We start from the raw sequence: 21,714 nt of genomic DNA on the forward strand, positions 1-21,714 counted from the left end.
GGAATAAAATGGCTCAGGGCCAAATTCGTAAAGCACTTAGTGGTTATTACTATGTTTATCAAGAAGGTCAATTAATTCAATGTCGAGGACGAGGTGTTTTCCGCAATCGAGGGGAAGCACCTCTTGTAGGCGACTTTGTCGATTACACAAAAGAAGGCGAATCGGATGGCTATGTGATGAAAATTCATCCAAGAAAAAATGAGCTTGTTCGACCTCCGATTGCTAATATCGATCAAGCGCTATTAGTTTTTTCTGTAAAAGAGCCTGATTTTAATACCATATTATTAGACCGATTTTTAGTCGTTTTGGAATCTTTTCAAGTAAATCCAATTATTTGTTTAACAAAAACAGATTTATTGAACGGTGAAGACCGTGAAAAGCTTCAAACCTATATCGATGATTATCGACAAATAGGATATAAGGTAATTGAAACGTTTAAAAATGATGTGTCATTGATTGAACAACTTCAGCCAGTATTAGAAGAAAAAACGACTGTGCTTGCTGGACAATCAGGTGTTGGAAAATCTACTTTGTTAAATACATTAATTCCAGATTTAAATCTAAAAACAAACGATATTTCTCAAAGTCTTGGCCGAGGAAAGCATACAACACGTCATGTTGAGCTAATTGAAGTAGCGGGCGGTTTACTAGCTGATACACCAGGATTTAGCTCGTTTGATTTTGATACAATAGAAAAAGAAGAATTAACTGCTTGTTTCCCCGAATTAGCTAGAATCAGTGAAAGCTGTAAATTCAGAGGGTGCTTACATTTGAAAGAGCCAAAATGTGCAGTAAAAGAAGCGGTAGAGTCAGGCGAAATTCGTTCTTATCGTTTCGAGCATTATCATCAAATTTTACAAGAAATTATCGATCGAAAGCCGAGGTACTAATCATGATTAAAATTGCACCATCTATCCTATCAGCAAATTTTGCTAAATTAGGGGAAGAAGTGAAAGAAGTTGAAGCAGCAGGAGCTGAACTAATTCACATTGACGTAATGGACGGACATTTCGTACCAAATATTACGATGGGTCCAATAGTCGTAGAGGCTTTACGCCCAATTACAACTTTACCACTAGATGTTCATTTAATGATTGAAAATCCAGATGCTTATATTGAACAATTTGCCAAAGCAGGAGCAGATTATATTACGGTTCATGTGGAGGCATGTAGACATTTACATCGTACAATTCAATTAATTCGCTCGTTTGGTGTAAAACCAGGGGTAGTTTTAAATCCACATACACCAATTGAATCCATCCAACATATTTTAGAGGATGTAGATTTAGTATTATTTATGACAGTAAACCCAGGCTTTGGGGGCCAAAAATTCATTTCATCTGTAGTTCCAAAGGTAGAAGCACTTTCTAATATCATTAAAGAGCGCGGTTTAAACATTGATATTGAAATTGATGGTGGCATTAACGAAGAGACAATTGTTCCTTGTGCAAAAGCCGGTGCGACGATTTTTGTCGCAGGATCAGCCATTTATAATCAAGCTGATCGTGCAAATGCCCTACAACGAATTAAAGCTGCAGGAGAGGCTGCACTAGCCTAATGACGACAGTTGTAATTTGTTCAGGTGGTCCGAAACATGAGTTATGCTCCTTTGACACATTTAAATTACAAGAAGATGTTGTGTTTATAGGAGCAGATCGAGGATCATTATATTTGTTACAAGAGGGAATCGTGCCAACAGAAATTGTTGGAGATTTTGATTCCTTAACAGATGAAGAATGGGCATTTGTTTCCGAAAAAGGCATGAAAATAGAAAGAGTTAAAGCAGAAAAAGATGAGACGGATACGGACTTGGCTCTATTAAAGGCATTGCACTATCAACCAACACAAATCTACATAACAGGGGTTACCGGAGGACGACTTGATCATTTTGAAGCAGCCATTCGTTCAATCTATCGTTTGCAATCAAACCATAAAGAGATACAAATGAAAATTATTAACGCTCAAAATGAAATATGCATATTCTTTCCTGGCAAACATAGGATATTACGAGATGAAAAGTATAAATACCTTTCATTTTTCGCATATGAAAAGGATGTTCTAGACGTCACCTTACGTGGTGTAAAATACGAAACAACAAACGAGGTAATTGAACTAGGAACATCTCGTTTTACTAGTAATGAACTGATTTTAGAGCTTGGTTATATCTCCTTTTCCTCAGGCATATGTTTAATGATAAGAAGCAGTGACTAATAAGGAGGTCCGTAGTTGAGAGTTTATACATTTCAATTGCCGAAGTTTGTGAGTAGTTTTACGCGTAGTTGCATTAAGTTGTTTAAAGGTAACAAAAAGAAAAAAGGTTCAGATTAATCCTTCGTGAACTTATACTAACTTATTCTTGTAAGAACAACGCCGATTACACCTAATCGAGCGGAGCTACTAGTTATTTACTAGTAGCTTTTTTGTTTGGGGAAGTAAAGAGTGAGTACTTGAAGATAGTATTAGAGTATGTAATGAAGTGACTAGTTTTACACAAGAGCATAATGATATAGAGTGGAATCTACTATAAAAATGGTTGGGTTCTCTACATCTGGCTGATGAAGACCAAAAGGAGAAAACAGAACATGAAAAAAGGTCTTCATCCGGTCAATGAAGACCAAAATAGGATCTCCGAATACGAAAAAAGGTCTTCATCCAGTCAATGAAGACCAAAATAGGATCTCCGAATACGATAAAAGGTCTTCATCCAGTCGATGAAGACCAAAAGGAGAAAACCGAACATGATAAAAGGTCTTCATCCAGTCGATGAAGACCAAAATAGGATCTCCGAATACGATAAAAGGTCTTCATCCAGTCGATGAAGACCAAAATAGGATCACCGAATATGAAAAAAGTTCTTCATTCAGTTGATGAAGACCGAAATGGGATCTCTGAATACGAATAAAGGTCTTCATCCAATCGATGAAGACCAAAAGGAGAAAAAAGAACATGAAAGAAGGTCTTCATCCGGTCAATGAAGACCATAACGAGAACGAATAAGCATCATAAAAGATCCTATTATTAATCCTATATGAATACAGGTTGTTCCTAGTTATCTATGAAATACGCCCACTGATGAACCCCTACTATTGTAAAATTTTCTTTTAAAATTTTCCTTATTATCCTCTTTGACCCAACACCCCCACACCACTCATAAATAACATTCGTCGTTATTTTCTCATCTGGGAACAAGAGCTGAAATTCCCTAACACTCCGCATAACAGCATCACCAACTGTTTCCTTATGTTCGCACACTTTACAAATGCAATTCTTCCCGAAAAAGTCAATAGAAAATGACCTGCATGCAGCGCAAATGATTCCTTTTTTCAATTGGTCGAAGTTATATGAAGGTACTTGTGTAAAGGGAGATGTCGGTAAATGAAGAGAAATTAGTTGGTCGGCCAGTTTTCTATGCTGTTCATTTAATTTTAAAGGATAGCTATCTAATTTCTTTAAATAACGATTAATTTGAGTCGGAAAAATAAATGGCTTGTCTATCGGTGCTTGGTAGAGGGTAAAACCGGGATTTATGAAAACAACAGAGGAAACTATCGGGAGTTTAAAACGTAGACTAGTGAGTAATTGACGGAGCAAAGACTCGCTTCTACTTAACTGTAAAAGTGGATTCGTAATTTCTGACCGAGCCTTACTGTAAATTTGATCAGATTCATAAAAATAATCACCCTCAAAATTTTTCACTTCAAAAAGGTAAAGAGTATCCGGAAGCAGGATAAGTGTGTCGAGTTGGAATATGGTGTTATTTGTTTTGAGGAGTAAATCGTTTAATATCAAGCACTCACACTGTAGCTTTTCAGTCAGCCGATCAAACATCACTTCTCCTTCAAAGCCTTTTTGAAGATTGAAAAAGTGTTTCTGATCTTTATCGGACAAAGTCATACGAGTGTATAATGAGCTCATGATTTGTAACTCGGTGGATTCAGTTCGAGGTTTTAAAAGCATAATGCATATCCTTTCTAATTATTTTGAAACTTTATTTCTATTGATTAATAAGTTAAGTGAATGCTATCAGAAAATCCATTATATTTTGTGACATTTAATGGATTCAGTTCGAGGTTTTAAAATCATTTTTCGTATCCTTCCCTAATATTGTTTGAAACTTCAATTCTATTTTAGCAAGAATTTGTTGGATAGATTGTTAAAAATATATTAGTTGTTTACAAGCAATTTAGCTGAGGCCATATTGCGTAATAAAAAATTTCAAATTTCTCACAACCCTAATTATATTGGATCAATTGATAAACGAAATTCAAATTTAATCCAAGAGGCCTTAATTAGGAAAAATGCACAAAAAAACATCAACTTTTACTAAAAGTAAAAATTGATGTTTATGTTAGAAGCATATTTATTATACGCGTTCTACTTTACCTGATTTAAGAGCACGAGCAGAAACCCATACACGCTTTGGTTTGCCGTTAACTAAGATACGAACTTTTTGTAAGTTAGCGCCCCAAGTACGTTTGTTAGCGTTCATAGCGTGTGAACGGTTGTTACCTGTGCGAGTTTTACGTCCAGTAATAACACATTGTTTTGCCATGTATATTCCCTCCTTACAGATGAATCTGAAAGCTGTTTTTTCAGTTCGTTATTTCACATACCATAATAATTTACCACAGACCTACATTCTATGCAATAGTTTTCGCTGATGCTTTCAAGAAAAAAACCTTTACACTAAAAATACTTTATGACTTACGCATTTAACTGCACAACAGGTAGTTCAGATGGCTATTGTAGTATAGTTGGAGCAACCATAGGGTAACTTTCAAAGTATATCTCCCGTCAAGATTCGCGTGACTGACAAATCATTTACTGACTGAAAGATGGCGACGATTTAAGAGTAAAACCCATCCTTTTTAAAACTAGCGTATCGATACAGAGGAATGATTTTTTTAGGTCAAACTAAAAATTCAAATTTATGACAGCCTGAAATAGGATTATTTCAATCTGAGGGAGAATTATTTAGCTATGAGTGATCCACTTTCTATTGTATCTTAAAATAATAACAAGTTGAAACGAAATCCATCACGAACCATCATTCTAGTTGCATGTATATGAATAATGTTACTAAAATATTGTTATTTTAGGATTATTTTTTGCGGTTTTTACAAATTCATGTATATTAGGTAGACGAGGGCTATGGATTTCTTTTATAATCATCTTTTGTGTAGTACAATAGACTGTAGCAAAAAGTGAGCCAAGGGGGCAAAGTCATGTCAGTAGAAATTAAAAACGATTTCGGTCAAATTGATATTTCAAATGATGTAATTGCACAAATTGCAGGTGGAGCAGCAATTGAATGTTACGGTATTGTAGGCATGGCATCAAGACATCAAATTCGCGATGGTTTAACAGATATTTTACGAAAAGAAAATTTCACAAAAGGTGTAATTATCCGTCAAGACGGAGAAGACCTTCATATCGATATGTATATTATAGTTAGCTATGGTACGAAAATTTCAGAAGTGGCTTATCAAGTTCAATCAAAAGTAAAATATACAGTAAATAAAACATTAGGAATGAGCGTTAAATCGGTGAACATATTTGTTCAAGGTGTTCGCGTAATGAATGTGTAAGAGGAGGATTTGAAACTGATGAAGTCACTAGACGGAATTAAGTTTGCAGAAATGGTTAAGATGGGGGCGCATAACCTGTCTCAAAATGCAAATTATGTTGATTCATTAAATGTCTTTCCAGTTCCAGATGGAGACACGGGTACAAATATGAATTTATCCATGTCTTCGGGTGCAAAAGAAACAGAAATTAATGCAGGAGAGCATATTGGTAAAACAGCTCAAAGCTTATCAAAGGGATTGTTAATGGGGGCCCGCGGGAACTCTGGGGTTATTTTATCCCAACTATTCCGTGGATTCGGTAAAGCACTAGAAAAGGATGCGACGATTGAAGCGAAGCAATTTGCAGATGCGTTCCAAGCTGGTGTTGATACGGCGTATAAAGCTGTGATGAAACCTGTTGAAGGAACAATTTTGACAGTTGCTCGTGAAGCGGCAGCAAAAGCAGTCGAAGTAGCAGATCATGAAACGGACATCATTAAAGTAATGGAAGCAATTGTGGAAGAAGCGAAAAATTCCTTAAATCGTACACCTGATTTACTGCCAGTTCTAAAAGAAGTTGGTGTTGTAGATAGTGGTGGGCAAGGGCTTGTATTTGTATATGAAGGCTTTCTTGCTTGTCTAAGAGGTGAAGCGCTTCCACAAAAAAGCGCTACAAATATTGATGAACTAATTAATGCGGAACACCATCGTGCCCAAGATTTTATGAGCACAGAGGACATTGTTTTTGGATATTGTACTGAAATCATGGTTCGTTTGGAAGAAGACAAAGAACCGTTTGTTGAAAATGATTTCCGTGAAGAACTAAATGTGATGGGTGATTCCTTGCTTGTCGTTTCCGATGATGAAATTGCAAAAGTACATATCCACACAGAAAATCCTGGAGCGGTACTCAATGCAGGTCAAAAATACGGAAGTTTAATTAAAATTAAAGTAGATAATATGCGTGAACAGCACTCGGCTATAGTAAATGAGGAAGGGCAGGCTGAGCAACCTTCAGCGCCGTTGAAAAAGGAAAAACATCCTTATGCAGTCGTAACGGTAGCAATGGGTGAAGGAATCGCAAATTTACTTCGTAGTATCGGTGCTTCTTATGTTATTGAAGGCGGTCAAACGATGAATCCTTCAACTGAAGATATCGTTAAAGCCGTAAAAGAAATTGGTGCAGAAAAAGTACTAATTTTACCGAACAATAAAAATATCGTGATGGCTGCAGAACAAGCTGTAGAATTATTAGATATTGAGGCTGCTGTTGTACCAACAAAAACAATTCCTCAAGGGATGGCAGCTATTTTATCCTTCAATCCAGAAGCAACAGTTGAAGACAATAAACAAGGGATGACAGAAGCCTATGCACATGTTAAAACAGGCCAAGTCACTTACGCTGTTCGTGATACGTCAATTGACGGTGTAGAAATTCATAAAGACGATTTCATGGCATTATCAGAAGGAAAGATTATCTTGTCGACTCCTGACTTAATGAAAGCGTCACAAAAAGTTCTATCTGAATTGATCGATGAAGATGCTGAAATCATTACTATTCTTTACGGTGAAGGTGCTACAGAACAACAAGCGAATGAACTAGCTGCATTTGCAGAAGAACTGAATGCAGATGTAGAAGTTGAAATTGTAGACGGTAAGCAAACGTTATATCCGTTTATCTTCTCAATTGAATAACAATAATTAGGTGGCCTCAAGTGGTCGCCTTTTTAATTTGAGTTGTCGAATGTCGCAAGCTGCTATTTGGGACACTTTAACTACCTCTACGCATATAAGCTTTCTTCTCTGAGGCCTCTGAATCGCTTGGTCAATTAGTGCTGACACTGTCATGCGATGTGATGCTTTTATCAGGCCGGTAGTTGGGGTGAGCGCTTGTTGAGTCAAGTCTGCAAAGCTTGCGCGTGTGGCGCTTTCATAGACGCTAGCGTTCTTCGCTTTTTCTATTGAACTGGAAATATATTATTTTGATTAACGAAGATTGTTCGTGCTAAACTAGACATACAATATTAAACTTTTTAGAATTTAGTAAGTTCATTTTTAAGGAGGGATTTACGTGAAATTTACTTCTGTTTTTGACATTATCGGTCCGGTAATGATTGGTCCATCTTCTTCTCATACAGCAGGTGCGGCAAGAATTGGTCGGGTTGCGAGAGATTTATTTGGACGACAGCCGAAATGGGCAAAAATCCACTTATTCGGTTCGTTTGCAGAAACCTATCAAGGGCATGGGACGGATGTAGCCATCGTTGGTGGTTTACTTGATTTTGATACGTTTGATGAACGAATTAAAACTTCATTTGACTATGCAAAGAAGGAAAATTTCGAGTTTGAAATCATTCCTGAAACAGCTAATAAAGAACATCCGAATACAGCTCGAATTGTTATGGGCGATGAAAATGGTGAAATGTCTGTAGAAGGAATTTCCATTGGTGGGGGAAAAATTGAAATTAGTGAAGTCAATGGATTCAAGCTCCGTTTAACTGGTGGTATGCCAGCACTTCTAGTTGTTCATGATGACCGTGCAGGATGTATTGCAAACGTTGCAAACTGCCTTGCAATGCACAGCGTTAATATCGGCCATATGGAAGTATCTCGAATTGAGCGTGGTCAAACAGCATTAATGGTCATTGAAGTTGACCAAAATATAGAAGATAAAATCATGCAACAAATCTCTCTCATACCAAACGTTACGAAAGTATCGAAAATTAATAATTAAGGAGTGAGCAATAATGGACGTTTTATTTCATAATGTTAGGGAATTAGTAGACCTTGCGGAAAAAGAGAATAAGCTCATCTCTGAAATTATGATCGAGCAAGAAATGAATATGAGTGGTCGATCAAGAAAAGAAATTTTTGAACAAATGGATAGAAATTTAACGGTTATGGAAGAAGCAGTTGAAAGAGGATTAAAAGGCGTTCAGTCTGTAACTGGATTAACTGGTGGAGATGCAGTTTTAATTCAAAATTATATTGCTAAAGGAAATTCCCTTTCCGGTGATCTTTTATTAGATGCTGTAAGTAAAGCGGTTGCAACAAATGAAGTAAATGCTGCAATGGGTACAATTTGTGCAACACCTACAGCCGGGTCAGCTGGAGTCGTTCCAGGGACTTTATTTGCCGTGAAGAACAAATTAAACCCAACACGCGAGCAAATGATTCGCTTTTTATTTACATCCGGCGCATATGGATTTGTTGTTGCTAACAATGCTTTTATTTCAGGGGCAGCTGGTGGTTGTCAAGCAGAAGTAGGTTCAGCAGCAGGTATGGCAGCAGCTGCGATTGTCGAAATGGCAGGTGGTACGCCAGCACAAACAGCTGAAGCATTTGCGATTACATTAAAGAACATGTTAGGCCTAGTATGTGACCCAGTTGCAGGTTTAGTTGAAGTGCCGTGTGTAAAACGAAATGCAATGGGAGCAGCAAATTCATTAGTAGCAGCAGATATGGCACTTGCAGGTGTAACAAGTCGAATCCCTTGTGATGAAGTAATTGGTGCGATGTTTAGAATTGGTCAATCTATGAGCCCGAACTTGAAAGAAACAGCTCGCGGAGGACTAGCTGCAACACCTACTGGTAAAGCGATTGCTGCGAAAATTTTTGGAAGTGCAGTAACAGTTGAGTAACATAGGAATTGAACCGATTACAACCTTAAAGGGGATTGGGAAAGAAACAGCCGAACATTTAGCTGAATTAGGGATTTTTACAATCCATGATTTAGTATGGACATTTCCATATCGTCATGAGGATTTTCGATTAAAGGACTTAGCTGAAACACCTCATAATGAACGGGTAACTATAGAGGCACGAGTAGAAAGTATGCCGAATGTGTTGTTTCTAGGTAAAAACAAATCTCGCCTGCAAGTAACGGTTTTGGCTGGTCGTCATTTAGTCAAGGTTGTCTTCTTTAATCAAAATTATTTACGGACAAAATTAACCCCTGGAACGATCGTAACAGTAACGGGGAAATGGGACCGTGGAAGACAAGTAATTAATGGGTCATCCATTAAATTTGGACCAAAAACAGATGATACAGATTTTGAACCGGTTTACAGTTTAAAAGGGAATATTCATCAAAATAAATTTCGTAAATATATACGCCAAGCACTAGATGTGATGGGAGAAGAGACGATGGAAACTCTCCCATTACATCTCCTTGAGGAATATAAGCTCCTTCCCCTAACGGAAGCATTGGAAGGTGTACATTTCCCTAAAGACGCCAATCATGCGAAACAAGCAAGAAGACGTTTTGTATATGAAGAACTTTTACAATTCCAATTAAGAATCCAGGCGCTACGTAAAGCGCGAAAGGAAACTGAAAAGGGAATTGCCATTCAATATGATTTACAAAAGATTCGCGCCTTTATCAATACGATTCCATTTGAACTGACAAATGCTCAAAAACGAGTGGTCAATGAAATTTGTAAAGATTTAAAAGAACCTAGTCGTATGAACCGATTGCTTCAAGGGGATGTAGGGTCAGGGAAAACGATTGTCGCAGCAATTGGTCTTTATGCTGCAGTTACAGCTGGGTATCAAGGGGCGTTAATGGCACCAACTGAGATTCTAGCTGAACAACATGCCCAGTCTCTATCTGCGTGGTTTGATCCGATTGGGGTAAAAGTTTCATTACTGTCTGGATCTACGAAAACAAAAGATAGAAAAATGATTTTAGAACAGTTACATAATGGTGAAATTGATATTTTAATTGGTACACATGCATTAATTCAACCAGATGTCATTTTCAAAAAATTAGGATTCGTAATAACGGATGAACAGCACCGTTTTGGGGTTGAGCAAAGAAGAATCTTGAGAGATAAAGGTGAAAATCCAGATGTATTATTTATGACGGCTACACCTATTCCAAGAACGTTAGCCATTACAGCATTTGGAGAAATGGATGTCTCCGTTATTAATGAGCTTCCTGCAGGACGAAAAGAAATTAAGACGCATTGGTTGAAAAAAGAGCAATTGAATTCTGTTTTCTCACAAATGGATAAGGAGCTAAGTGCTGGAAGACAAGCTTATGTAATTTGTCCTTTAATTGAGGAGTCAGAAAAACTTGATGTACAAAATGCGGTAGAAGTATATGAACAACTAACTTCAATTTTTAAAGGTCGCTATAAAATTGGGTTAATGCATGGTCGCTTACATCCTGATGAAAAAGATGATGTAATGCGAGCATTTACAGAAGGTAAAATTGATGTCCTTGTGTCAACAACTGTTGTTGAGGTAGGGGTAAACGTACCGAATGCATCATTTATGTTAATTTACGATGCCGATCGATTTGGTCTCTCTCAGCTACATCAGCTACGGGGGCGTGTTGGACGTGGTGAATTCCAGTCGATGTGCGTCCTATTAGCAAATCCTAAAACGGATGAAGGTAAAGAAAGAATGATGTCAATGACAGAGACGAATGATGGCTTCCGTTTAGCTGAAAAAGATTTAGAATTACGTGGACCAGGAGACTTCTTTGGGAAAAAACAAAGTGGGTTACCTGAGTTTAAAATGGCAGATTTAGTCCATGATTACCGAACATTAGATGTAGCGCGTCAAGATGCTGCAAAAATCATTTATGATGATGCCTTTTGGGAAAACGATGAATATAAGAGTTTACGAGAAATGCTCGAAGAATCAGGTGTTTTAAATGGCGAGCGTATTGACTAAGCTATTTTTGATCTATTGGTAGAATCTATTAAATCTAACAAATTAATCGAAGAACGTAACAAGTTTCTATTAGATATTGTTGCGTTCTTTTTTTTGTAATTGTATACTAGTATTAGTACCAAGTGCTAAATACAGTGGAAAGTGGGTGACGGATGAATATGAAGCGTACTAAAAAAGAACGTCAACAACTGCTTTGCGATACGATTGAACAAAATCCTTTCGTAACGGATGAACAGTTAGCTTCGCAGTTTGGAGTAAGTGTCCAAACAATTCGTCTCGATCGCATGGAACTTTCAATTCCTGAGTTGCGTGAGCGTATAAAAGACGTAGCTTCAAGAAATTATGAAAACGAAGTAAAATCCTTACCATTAGATGAAGTCATTGGTGAGATTATAGATATTGAACTTGATCAAAGAGCAATTTCAATTTTCGATGTGAGGACAGAACATGTTTTTCAGCGGAATGGTATTGCACGCGGACATCATTTGTTTGCACAAGCAAATTCATTAGCAGTTGCTGTTATTAATGATGAACTTGCATTAACTGTAAAATCAAATGTTGTATTTTTAAAACCTGTTAAATTAGGAGATCGTGTGGTCACGAAAGCGTTGGTACGTGGACAACATAATGAAAAAAATAGAACATATATAGATGTCGTATCAACCGTAAATAATAGCACCGTTTTTAAAGGTGAATTTGAGATGTATCGCACGAAAGGTGTAGGTGAAGAAAATGAAACTAGCAATTGATGGTATGGGTGGAGATCATGCGCCACAATCGGTTGTTGAAGGTGTATTACTTGCTTTAAATGATTTTCCTAATGTAGAAATCCAATTATATGGAAAAGAACAAGAATTAAAAAAATATATTCCTTCAAGTCATGAGCGACTTGAGATTGTACATTGTGAAGAAGTGGTAGAAGGAGAAGACGATCCTGCACGTGCTGTTCGTCGTAAAAAAGACTCTTCTATGACACGCATGCTTGAAGCGGTTTCGGAAGGTAGAGCAAATGCTTGTTTATCTGCTGGGAATACAGGTGCACTGATGGCAGGTGGATTATTTAAAGTAGGCAGAATTGAAGGCGTGTTCCGTCCAGCCTTATCAACTACTTTGCCAACAATAGATGGCAAAGGTTTTCTTATGCTTGATTTAGGGGCAAATTCAGAAGCAAAACCGGAAAACTTATTGCAATATGCCATCATGGGTGATATTTACGCGAAAAAAGTTCGTGGAATAGACAATCCTCGTATTGGATTATTAAACATTGGAACAGAAGAAAAAAAAGGAAATGAGCTAACAAAGAGCGTATATCAATTATTATCAGATTCTAATTTGAATTTCGTTGGTAATGTTGAAGCTCGTGATCTTTTACAAAATGTTGCAGATGTTGTAGTAACAGATGGTTTCACTGGGAATATGGTCTTGAAATCAATAGAAGGAACAGCAGGCGCAATGATGTCTATGCTTAAAGAAGTGTTTATGGCTTCTGGTAAGACAAAAATCGGTGCTTTACTAGTGAAAAGTGAATTAAAAGGGTTAAAAACTAAACTTGATTACTCTGAGCACGGTGGTGCAGCTTTATTTGGTTTACAAGCACCAGTTGTGAAAGCGCATGGCTCATCAAATGCTCGAGCTATTTATAACGCTATTCGTCAGGCATCAATTATGGTCGAACATGATGTGACAAAAATTATGACAACAACGATCGCTGACAGCCAAAGCAAGTAAACGGATCATCATTTGTAAAGGGGATACATTATGTCAAAAATAGCATTTATTTTTCCAGGTCAAGGTTCACAATCAGTAGGAATGGGTGCAGAATTAATTGCAGTTAACGAAACAAGTAAATCTTTCTATGACCAAGCAGACAGTGCTCTAGGTTTCTCATTATCTAAATTAATGATTGAAGGACCAATTGAAGAGTTAACGTTAACATACCACGCACAACCTGCGTTATTAACAACGGGTGTTATGGTAGCTCACGCCTTACAAGAAGCTGGAATAGAGCCAGATTATACAGCTGGTCATTCATTAGGTGAATACAGTGCATTTGTAACGTCAGGTGTTCTATCTTTCGAAGATGCTGTAAGAGTTGTTCATAAACGCGGATTATTTATGAATGATGCAGTACCAGCAGGCCAAGGCGCAATGGCAGCTATTTTAGGTATGGAAGCAGGACCATTACGTGAAGTTTGTGAAAAAGTATCTGCTGAAGGTGAAGTTGTCCAACTAGCAAACTTAAACTGCCCTGGTCAAATCGTTATTTCAGGAACAAAAGCTGGTGTTGAGCAAGCTTGTGTTGCCGCAAAAGAAGCAGGAGCAAAACGTGCAATTCCGTTAGTTGTTAGTGGACCATTCCACTCTGAACTAATGCGTGAAGCTGCAGTAAAATTAAAAGAAGAAATTGAATCAATTGAAATTACTGCTCCAAAAATACCAGTCATCAGTAACGTTCATGCAGACATCCTGCAAGATGCAGATACAATTAAAAACGAGATGGTAGAACAAGTATTTAGCCCAGTTCTATGGGAAGATGATGTTCGTAAAATGATTGAACTAGGTGTGACAACATTTATTGAATGTGGTCCTGGAAAAGTTCTTTCTGGTCTTGTGAAGAAAATAGATCGTTCTGTAAAAACATATTGTGTATATGATGAAGCTTCATTAAAAGAAGTAATTGAAGCAGTGAGAGGTGAATAGATTGGGTAAACTAGAAGGTAAAACAGCTGTTGTTACTGGCGCATCACGTGGAATCGGACGTGCTATTGCTTTGCAACTTGCCAAAGAAGGTGCAAATGTTGTTGTTAACTATAGCGGTAGTGAAGATAAGGCGCTGCAAGTTGTAGAAGAAATTAAAAATATCGGTAGAAATGCTATTGCAGTAAAAGCAAATGTATCGGATAATGAATCAGTACAAAATTTAATGAGCCAAGCTCTTGAAGCTTTTGGTTCCATTGATGTATTAATTAATAATGCTGGGATCACTCGCGATAATTTAATTATGCGAATGAAAGAAGATGAGTGGGACGATGTTATTAGCACGAACTTAAAAGGCGTATTCCTTTGTACAAAGGCAGTCACTCGTCAAATGATGAAACAACGCGCTGGTCGTATTATTAATATCTCTTCTATCGTAGGTGTAATGGGTAATGCTGGACAAGCAAACTATGTTGCTGCTAAAGCAGGAGTTATTGGTTTAACAAAAACAACTGCTAGAGAATTAGCTTCTCGCAATATTTTAGTCAATGCTATTGCTCCAGGGTTTATTGAAACAGAAATGACAGATGCTCTACCGGAAGATATTAAAGCTGCTATGTTAGCTCAAATTCCGCTTGCACAACTAGGTCATCCAGAGCACATCGCTAAAGCAGTTGTATTTTTAGCTTCTGAAGACTCTAGTTATATGACAGGACAAGTATTGCACATTGATGGCGGAATGGTCATGTAGCCTTAAGCTACTGAAGAAAACGCCCGAATACTTTTCCAACCAAATCATGTTATGGAATAAAATTTACTATATTTCAAATCCACTTGAGGGGAGGTGACTGTATGTCTGCAGTATTAGAACGCGTAACAAAAGTTGTCGTTGACCGTTTAGGTGTTGACGAAAGCGAAGTAAAACCAGAAGCTTCATTCCGTGAAGATTTAGGTGCTGATTCATTAGACGTTGTTGAATTAGTAATGGAACTTGAAGATGAGTTTGATATGGAAATCTCTGACGAAGATGCAGAAAAAATTGCAACTGTTGGTGATGCAATCAGCTATATCGAAGCCAAAGTTAACGCATAATTTAATTGGAGGCACATTTTGTATTTTTGCAAAATCAGTGCCTCTTTATCTTTTTGCGTTATTCCGCTTAGTACCTATAATAATTGGAAATGATAGGGGATATAGGTTTTTATACAATTGACCAAAGATATAACGATGGAACTTACCAATTTTGCTTTTTGTAATGCTTTTTTATCATGTAAAAATAACCAAAATTTGCTTGATTATCTATACAAGAATTATGTTACATTGTAAACTATCGTTAGAAACTATGAGGAAGGCAGATTGTTCATGACAATTAGAAAAAAAGGAAATAAAGAGCGTTCAGGTGTATTGCCTGATAAAGTAAAAAGTCAATTTGAGGTTTTACAAAAGGAATTAAATATTTTCTTCCAAAACAAACATCTTTTATACCAAGCATTTACTCATTCATCGTATGTGAATGAGCATCGTCGAAAACTATTTACGGATAACGAACGCTTAGAATTTTTAGGTGATGCAGTATTAGAACTATCTGTATCAAAATATTTATTTGAAAAATATCCAAATATGAGTGAAGGCGAATTAACGAAATTGCGTGCAGCCATTGTATGTGAACCTTCTCTAGTGATATTTGCAAATGAATTAAGCTTTGGCAAGTTTGTTCTTTTAGGAAAAGGTGAAGAACTTACTGGCGGTAGAGAACGTCCAGCATTATTAGCAGACGTTTTTGAATCATTTGTAGGTGCACTATATTTAGATCAAGGATTAGATACAGTTGTTGCGTTTTTAAACCGTGTTGTTTACCCGAAAGTAGAAGTTGGTGCTTTTTCGCATGTGATGGATTTCAAGAGTCAATTACAAGAAATGATTCAACAATCAAATAATGGGCTATTACATTATGAAATTGTTGATGAAAAAGGTCCTGCACATAATCGTACATTCGTTTCACGCGTTCTATTAAATGATCAAGAATTAGGTGTCGGCAGGGGGAAATCGAAGAAAGAGGCTGAGCAACAAGCTGCGCAAAATGCGATGGTTACGTTAAATCAGTCTATGCAAGAGGAGGAATAACATGTTCCTGAAACGACTTGAAGTGATTGGCTTTAAATCGTTTGCAGATCGAATTGGTATTGATTTCGTTCCGGGTGTAACAGCTGTAGTTGGCCCAAATGGAAGTGGGAAAAGTAATGTAACCGATGCAATTCGTTGGGTTTTAGGGGAGCAATCAGCGAAGTCACTCCGTGGAGCAAAAATGGAAGATGTCATTTTTGCAGGGAGTGACTCCCGAAAACCTTTAAACTTTGCAGAAGTTTCGTTAATTTTAAATAATGAAGATGAACAAATCGGAATACCTTTTACAGAAATTAGTGTGACAAGACGTGTGTATCGTTCAGGTGACAGTGAATATTTGCTTAATAATAAGCAATGCCGCCTGAAGGATATTACGGACTTGTTTATGGATTCTGGATTAGGAAAAGAAGCATTCTCCATCATCTCTCAAGGTCGTGTTGATGAGATTTTAAACAGTCGTCCTGACGACAGACGAACAATTTTCGAAGAAGCTGCTGGCGTACTTAAGTACAAACTAAGAAAGAAAAAAGCAGAGCATAAATTAGTAGAAACTGATGAAAACCTCCATCGTGTATTAGATATTTTACATGAGCTGGATAGTCGTCTTGAACCTCTACAAATGCAAGCTTCAGCAGCAAAAGATTATGTTCGGATGACGGCTGAATTAAAAGAATCCGATATTTCGTTAATCGTATCGGATTTAATCAATTTCGGACAGGATTTGCAAACCATTAACAAAGAACACCAAGAACTACAGCAATCTGAACAACAGCATGCAAATGAAATTTCAAGTTTTGAAGCACAAGTTGATGAAATCCGTCATAAACTAAAATCTTTAGATGCGGTGATTGATACCGCTCAAGAACAATTAGTTGAGGCAAGTTCTGAGTCTGAGCGCTGGGAAGGCCGCAAATTGTTAATGCAAGAGAAGCGTCAAAATGCTGAAAATCAATTAGCGCAATTAAAGCTCTCTCTACAAAATGCAAAAGCTGAAGAAAAAGACCTGTTGCAAGATGAAGAAGAGAAAAAACTGCAATTTGCTGAAAAACAAAAAGAAGTTCAAAAATTAAAGTCAGACATTAAGCAATTAGAATTGTCTTTAAATGTAACTGTTTCTCAAATTGAAAAAGAAATTGATCAATTTAAAGATCAATATATAGATTTACTAAATGAAGAAGCGACAGTTAAAAATGAATTGAAACATATTGAACAGCAGCTTACGCAACATGAAGAAACTGCTGAACGTATGTCAGATCGATCATCAGAAATGGTGAAAAGACTTGAAGAAGTTTCAACAGCAAAGTCAGAAATAGAAATTCAATTAGAAAACATTCAAAACGAAGTCAATGAAAAACTTGAACAATTTAATGAAGTACAAAAAAAATTAACCGCTGCAACTGCTTCGTTTGATGAAAAACAAAAGCTTTTATACCAAGCTTATCAACACCATCAACAATTAAAAGCGAGAAAAGAGACACTAGCTGAATTAGAATCAGATTTCTCCGGATTCTTCCAAGGTGTTAAAGAAGTACTCCTAGCACGTGATCGCGGTGAAGTTCATGGAATCGTTGGTGCAGTTGCAGAACTAATTCAGGTAGAGGGTAAATTCTCACAAGCCATTGAAACAGCTTTGGGTGCTGCGTCTCAACATATTGTAACGAATACAGAACAGGATGCCCAAAAAGCTATCGGTTGGTTAAAACTGAAACGGGCTGGACGAGCAACATTTTTACCTAAAACTGTCATGAAGTCTCGTAGGCTACAAGAGTCACAATTTATGACAGCGGTAAACCATCCTGCCTTTGTTAGTCTCGCTCATGAACTAGTAAAATTTGATGAATCTAATCGCACAATTGTAGAAAATTTACTAGGAAATGTTTTGGTTGCTGAGAATTTGCAAGGGGCTAGTGAAATAGCGAGAAGCTGTGGGTACCGATATCGTGTTGTAACACTTGAAGGAGACATCGTAAACGCGGGAGGTTCTCTAACAGGTGGTGCTTCGAAGCAACAATCCTCTCTATTTACTCGTAAAGCAGAGCTTGATCAGTTAACGATTAAATTAGAACAAATGGAAGCTTCTATTGGGCAAGCGGAAAAATCTGTAAATTCAGAGAAGAATACGGTTGTACAGCTCCGTGAACAACTTGAAGATTCTAAAATTCAAGGTGAACACTTGCGAAAAGTCGAAATGGAATATCGTTCTAAATTCCTTGAACTTGAAGTACAAGAAAAAAGTTTGAAAAATACAGTAAATGCAACAACTTCTGAGCAATCAACAGCTTCATCTCGTAAAGTATCTTTACAAACTCAAAAAGAGGAAGCGTTAAGTCGTTTGGAACAGTTAAAAGTTGAACTTCAAGAAATCAATGAGACTGTCGAACAACTATCACAAGCAAAGTTGCAAGGAGAGACAGAAAAAGACGTTTTACGTGAACAATCTGCACAAAAACGTTCTGAACTAGCTGTTTTACAAGAGCAAGTAGGCCAACTACAAATTGCTACAGCAGACCTTGCATTAAAACGCACAAAAGCAAAGCAACAAGTCGACACTATTTCCCAAGAAATACAGTGGCTTCAAAATGATGGTGCAAATGGACCGTCTGATTCAGAAATCGATGAAACTCTACGTTCATGGACTGAGAAAAAAGAACAGTTAACGAATGAAATCTATAAAAATCGACAAATGCGTTTAGAGTTAAATCAAAAATTGACTGAACTTGAAGAACAATTAAAAGAAATGCAACGTATTCATAAAGGATTTTTAGATGCGCTACGAGCTATCGAAGTAAAACGAAGTCGTTTTGAGTTTGAAATTAATCGATTACATACACAATTAGAAGAGCAGTATGAAATGGAGTATGAAGAAGCTGTCGAACAAGCTATAGAAATTGAAAATATTGATCAAATACGAAGAAAAGTAAAATTACTCAAACAATCAATTGAAGAGCTTGGTCCAGTCAATTTATCAGCCATTGATGAGTATGATCGAGTGTTAGAGCGGCATACATTCTTAACGGAACAGCGTAATGATTTACTAGCTGCCCAAGATACATTACACGAAGCCATTAAAGAAATGGATGAAGAAATGACGACTCGTTTTATAGAATCTTTCACAAACATTCGTGTACAATTTAGACACGTATTCCGTGAACTTTTTGGCGGTGGACAAGCTGATTTAATCTTAATTGATCCAGAAAATCTTTTGGAAACTGGTGTTGAAATTGTAGCACAACCACCTGGTAAAAAACTTCAAAACCTAAGTTTGTTATCTGGTGGAGAAAGAGCATTAACAGCCATTGCGCTTTTATTTGCGATTTTAAATACGCGTCCTGTTCCATTTGTTATTCTAGATGAAGTAGAAGCAGCGCTAGACGAAGCGAATGTTGAGCGATATAGTTCATACCTAAACAAATTAAGTAGTGAAACTCAATTCATCGTTATTACCCATCGTAAAGGAACAATGGAAGGCGCAGACGTATTATACGGTATTACTATGCAGGAATCCGGTGTGTCTAAGCTTGTTTCAGTAAAACTTGAAGAAGAAGCCGTATTGCAGTAAAGGAGCGGAAATCATGAGCTTTTTTAAACGATTAAAAGAAAAATTAGTAGGCAGTTCCGAAGAAGAAAAGGTTCAAAAAGTTGAACAAGATGAAGCTGAGGCGAAAATAGAAGAGCCCGCTCAAATTGAGGAAGTGACAACGGAAGAACCAGATGTTGAAACAGACCCTACTCTTGAAGAACTAGAAGAACCAACTAAAATTGAATTCGAAGAAGAACCGGATGTAGAATTGGACCCAGCTGTTGAAGAGGAAGAGACAGCTGAAGAAGAAACTGAAACTCAAACTCAAGAAAAGAAACCTTCAGCTTGGTCAATTACGCAGAAATTCAAAATGGGCTTAGCCAAAACTCGTAATTCATTTACGTCAAAAGTAAATGATTTAGTTGCCCGTTACCGTAAAGTTGACGAAGACTTCTTTGAAGAACTCGAAGACGTGTTGTTACAAGCAGACGTTGGGTTCGAAACTGTAATGGAATTAATGGATAAATTGCGTTTTGAAGTGCAACGTAAAAACATTAAAGACACAGAAGGGATCCAAACGATCATTTCTGAAAAGTTAGTTGAGATTTATGAAGCTGGCGAAGATGATATTGCCGAATTAAATCTACAACCTAAAGGTGAATTAACGGTTATTTTATTCGTTGGAGTAAATGGTGTAGGGAAAACGACAACAATTGGGAAACTTGCTCACCGTTTAAAATCTGAAGGTAAATCAGTCGTACTGGCAGCAGGTGATACATTCCGTGCAGGAGCGATTGACCAATTACAAGTATGGGGAGACCGCGTTGGTTGTGAAGTTATTAAACAATCAGAAGGTAGTGACCCAGCTGCAGTCATTTATGATGCCATTCATGCAGCGAAAAAGCGCGGTGCGGATGTATTAATTTGCGATACAGCAGGCCGTCTGCAAAATAAAGTGAACTTAATGAAAGAGCTAGAAAAGGTTCATCGCGTCATTACTCGTGAGATTCCTGATGCGCCACACGAAGTATTATTAGCGCTTGATGCAACAACAGGTCAAAATGCCCTAATCCAGGCTCAAACGTTTAAAGAAGCGACAAATGTCTCAGGAATCGTTTTAACGAAATTAGACGGTACAGCAAAAGGTGGTATTGTCCTTGCCATCCGCAACAAATTGCACATTCCAGTTAAATTTGTCGGTCTAGGTGAAAAAATGGACGACCTTCAACCATTCGATGCTGAACGTTACGTTTACGGATTGTTTGCAGAAGGATTAGAAAAAGAACTGCAAAAGGTAGATACTGAAGAATAATAATAAGCGCCCGTTGTTGAATCAACGGGCGCCTTTTTTGTGTTCGTACGGTAGTTGTTATTGCTATTTGGGCGGAAAAAAGCAATTGGAAAAGTGGATGAGCGTCTGAAAATCCATTAATTGAACGAACGAATTAAGAGGAAGAGTTAGAGGGAAATTGGGACATGAGAGTGGGTGAAATCCTCTTTATAAGGGTGATGAAGGAAAATGAGGGGAATGCGTAATGAAAACCCTCTTCATCAAAGCGATGAAAAGGAAAATGGGATGTAGAGCAATCTAAATCCCCTTCATCAAGTGAATGAAGTTTAAAAAGAGGTGGGGTATAGTTGAATATAAACTTCATCTAGGCGATGAAGTTTAAAAATAGACGTAGTTTAGTTGGAAATGAACTTCATCCAAGCAATGAAGTTCAAAAATAGATGAGCATGGTTGAAAATGAACTTCATCCAAGCAATGAAGTTCAAAAATAGATGGAGCATGGTAGAATTTGAACTTCATCCAAGCAATGAAGTTCAAAAATAGATGGAGCATGGTTGAATTTGAACTTTATCTAGGCAATGAAGTTTAAAATAGGTGGAGCATGACTGAAATTAAACTTCATCAAGTGAATGAAGTTTAAAAATAGACGTAGATTAGTTGAAAATGAACTTCATAGAGAGGTAAACATCTACCTTTCGAGTGCTAAGTCATACCGGTAATGGCAAACCGTATAGCTTCTCACAAAACTTCAGCTAAACAAGCTTCCTCGGTTAATCCCGACACGATGTCAGTCATACTCCTGCGGTTACTCTTTACAGAATCGATCTTGCTCC

The 21,714-nt window shown here is 37.3% G+C and carries 19 protein-coding genes; 17 read left to right on the top strand and 2 right to left on the bottom strand.

Annotated elements, in window-relative coordinates:
• Positions 1-8: 8 nt before the first annotated feature.
• The 4 genes from rsgA to spoVM are packed head-to-tail and all read left to right on the top strand — an operon-like array spanning position 9 to position 2,328.
• Positions 9-890, top strand: coding sequence for a ribosome small subunit-dependent GTPase A (gene rsgA / locus JOD29_RS07700; RefSeq protein WP_124764055.1), 882 nt, complete (start codon positions 9-11; stop codon positions 888-890).
• 2 nt (positions 891-892) lie between these two features.
• Complete coding sequence (rpe, locus tag JOD29_RS07705) at positions 893-1,558, top strand: ribulose-phosphate 3-epimerase (RefSeq protein WP_124764054.1); 666 nt, start codon at positions 893-895, stop codon at positions 1,556-1,558.
• The gene (locus JOD29_RS07710; protein WP_124764053.1) at positions 1,558-2,211 is read left to right on the top strand and encodes a thiamine diphosphokinase; all 654 of its coding nucleotides are present in this window, start codon (positions 1,558-1,560) and stop codon (positions 2,209-2,211) included. Before rpe ends, JOD29_RS07710 begins: the two co-directional genes overlap by 1 nt.
• A gap of 15 nt (positions 2,212-2,226) precedes the next feature.
• Positions 2,227-2,328 (top strand): stage V sporulation protein SpoVM, encoded by a 102-nt coding sequence (spoVM, locus tag JOD29_RS07715; RefSeq protein WP_124764052.1) that lies wholly within the window; start codon positions 2,227-2,229, stop codon positions 2,326-2,328.
• A 717-nt stretch (positions 2,329-3,045) separates the two neighbouring features.
• Here spoVM and JOD29_RS07720 read toward each other — a convergent pair.
• Both JOD29_RS07720 and rpmB read right to left on the bottom strand, forming a co-directional pair.
• A complete protein-coding gene (locus JOD29_RS07720; RefSeq protein WP_338088293.1) occupies positions 3,046-3,894 on the bottom strand; it encodes a nuclease-related domain-containing protein in 849 nt (282 codons plus the stop codon).
• Between the two features lie 469 nt (positions 3,895-4,363).
• Positions 4,364-4,552, bottom strand: coding sequence for a 50S ribosomal protein L28 (gene rpmB, locus JOD29_RS07725; RefSeq protein WP_124764050.1), 189 nt, complete (start codon positions 4,550-4,552; stop codon positions 4,364-4,366).
• A 673-nt stretch (positions 4,553-5,225) separates the two neighbouring features.
• Here rpmB and JOD29_RS07730 point away from each other — a divergent pair.
• From JOD29_RS07730 to ftsY, 13 genes are all read left to right on the top strand, one after another.
• Positions 5,226-5,588 carry an Asp23/Gls24 family envelope stress response protein gene (locus JOD29_RS07730; protein ID WP_124764049.1) on the top strand — a complete coding sequence of 121 codons (363 nt, stop codon included), beginning with the start codon at positions 5,226-5,228 and terminating at the stop codon, positions 5,586-5,588.
• Positions 5,589-5,606: 18 nt separating this feature from the next.
• Positions 5,607-7,262, top strand: coding sequence for a DAK2 domain-containing protein (locus JOD29_RS07735; protein WP_124764048.1), 1,656 nt, complete (start codon positions 5,607-5,609; stop codon positions 7,260-7,262).
• Positions 7,263-7,638: 376 nt separating this feature from the next.
• Positions 7,639-8,301 carry an L-serine ammonia-lyase, iron-sulfur-dependent subunit beta gene (sdaAB, locus tag JOD29_RS07740; protein ID WP_124764047.1) on the top strand — a complete coding sequence of 221 codons (663 nt, stop codon included), beginning with the start codon at positions 7,639-7,641 and terminating at the stop codon, positions 8,299-8,301.
• Positions 8,302-8,314: 13 nt separating this feature from the next.
• Entirely contained in the window at positions 8,315-9,208 is an 894-nt protein-coding gene (sdaAA, locus tag JOD29_RS07745; protein ID WP_124764046.1) for an L-serine ammonia-lyase, iron-sulfur-dependent, subunit alpha, read from the top strand.
• Positions 9,201-11,249 (top strand): ATP-dependent DNA helicase RecG, encoded by a 2,049-nt coding sequence (gene recG, locus JOD29_RS07750; protein WP_239585620.1) that lies wholly within the window; start codon positions 9,201-9,203, stop codon positions 11,247-11,249. The genes sdaAA and recG overlap by 8 nt, the downstream gene beginning before the upstream one ends.
• A gap of 158 nt (positions 11,250-11,407) precedes the next feature.
• Complete coding sequence (gene fapR, locus JOD29_RS07755; protein ID WP_124764045.1) at positions 11,408-11,998, top strand: transcription factor FapR; 591 nt, start codon at positions 11,408-11,410, stop codon at positions 11,996-11,998.
• Complete coding sequence (gene plsX, locus JOD29_RS07760; protein ID WP_124764044.1) at positions 11,982-12,977, top strand: phosphate acyltransferase PlsX; 996 nt, start codon at positions 11,982-11,984, stop codon at positions 12,975-12,977. The genes fapR and plsX overlap by 17 nt, the downstream gene beginning before the upstream one ends.
• 30 nt (positions 12,978-13,007) lie before the next feature.
• Positions 13,008-13,949: an ACP S-malonyltransferase gene (gene fabD / locus JOD29_RS07765; protein ID WP_124764043.1), complete on the top strand. Its 942-nt coding sequence runs from the start codon at positions 13,008-13,010 to the stop codon at positions 13,947-13,949.
• A 1-nt stretch (position 13,950) separates the two neighbouring features.
• The gene (gene fabG, locus JOD29_RS07770) at positions 13,951-14,697 is read left to right on the top strand and encodes a 3-oxoacyl-[acyl-carrier-protein] reductase (protein WP_124764042.1); all 747 of its coding nucleotides are present in this window, start codon (positions 13,951-13,953) and stop codon (positions 14,695-14,697) included.
• Positions 14,698-14,798: 101 nt separating this feature from the next.
• The gene (gene acpP, locus JOD29_RS07775; RefSeq protein ID WP_124764041.1) at positions 14,799-15,038 is read left to right on the top strand and encodes an acyl carrier protein; all 240 of its coding nucleotides are present in this window, start codon (positions 14,799-14,801) and stop codon (positions 15,036-15,038) included.
• 276 nt (positions 15,039-15,314) lie between these two features.
• Positions 15,315-16,070 (top strand): ribonuclease III, encoded by a 756-nt coding sequence (rnc, locus tag JOD29_RS07780; RefSeq protein WP_420844550.1) that lies wholly within the window; start codon positions 15,315-15,317, stop codon positions 16,068-16,070.
• 1 nt (position 16,071) lies between these two features.
• Positions 16,072-19,629, top strand: a complete 3,558-nt coding sequence (gene smc / locus JOD29_RS07785) for a chromosome segregation protein SMC (protein ID WP_124764039.1) — start codon at positions 16,072-16,074, stop codon at positions 19,627-19,629.
• Positions 19,630-19,642: 13 nt separating this feature from the next.
• Complete coding sequence (gene ftsY / locus JOD29_RS07790; RefSeq protein WP_124764038.1) at positions 19,643-20,902, top strand: signal recognition particle-docking protein FtsY; 1,260 nt, start codon at positions 19,643-19,645, stop codon at positions 20,900-20,902.
• Positions 20,903-21,714 lie beyond the last annotated feature (812 nt).

This window comes from Lysinibacillus composti (assembly GCF_016908465.1).
GTDB classification, from domain to species: Bacteria; Bacillota; Bacilli; order Bacillales_A; family Planococcaceae; genus Ureibacillus; species Ureibacillus composti_A.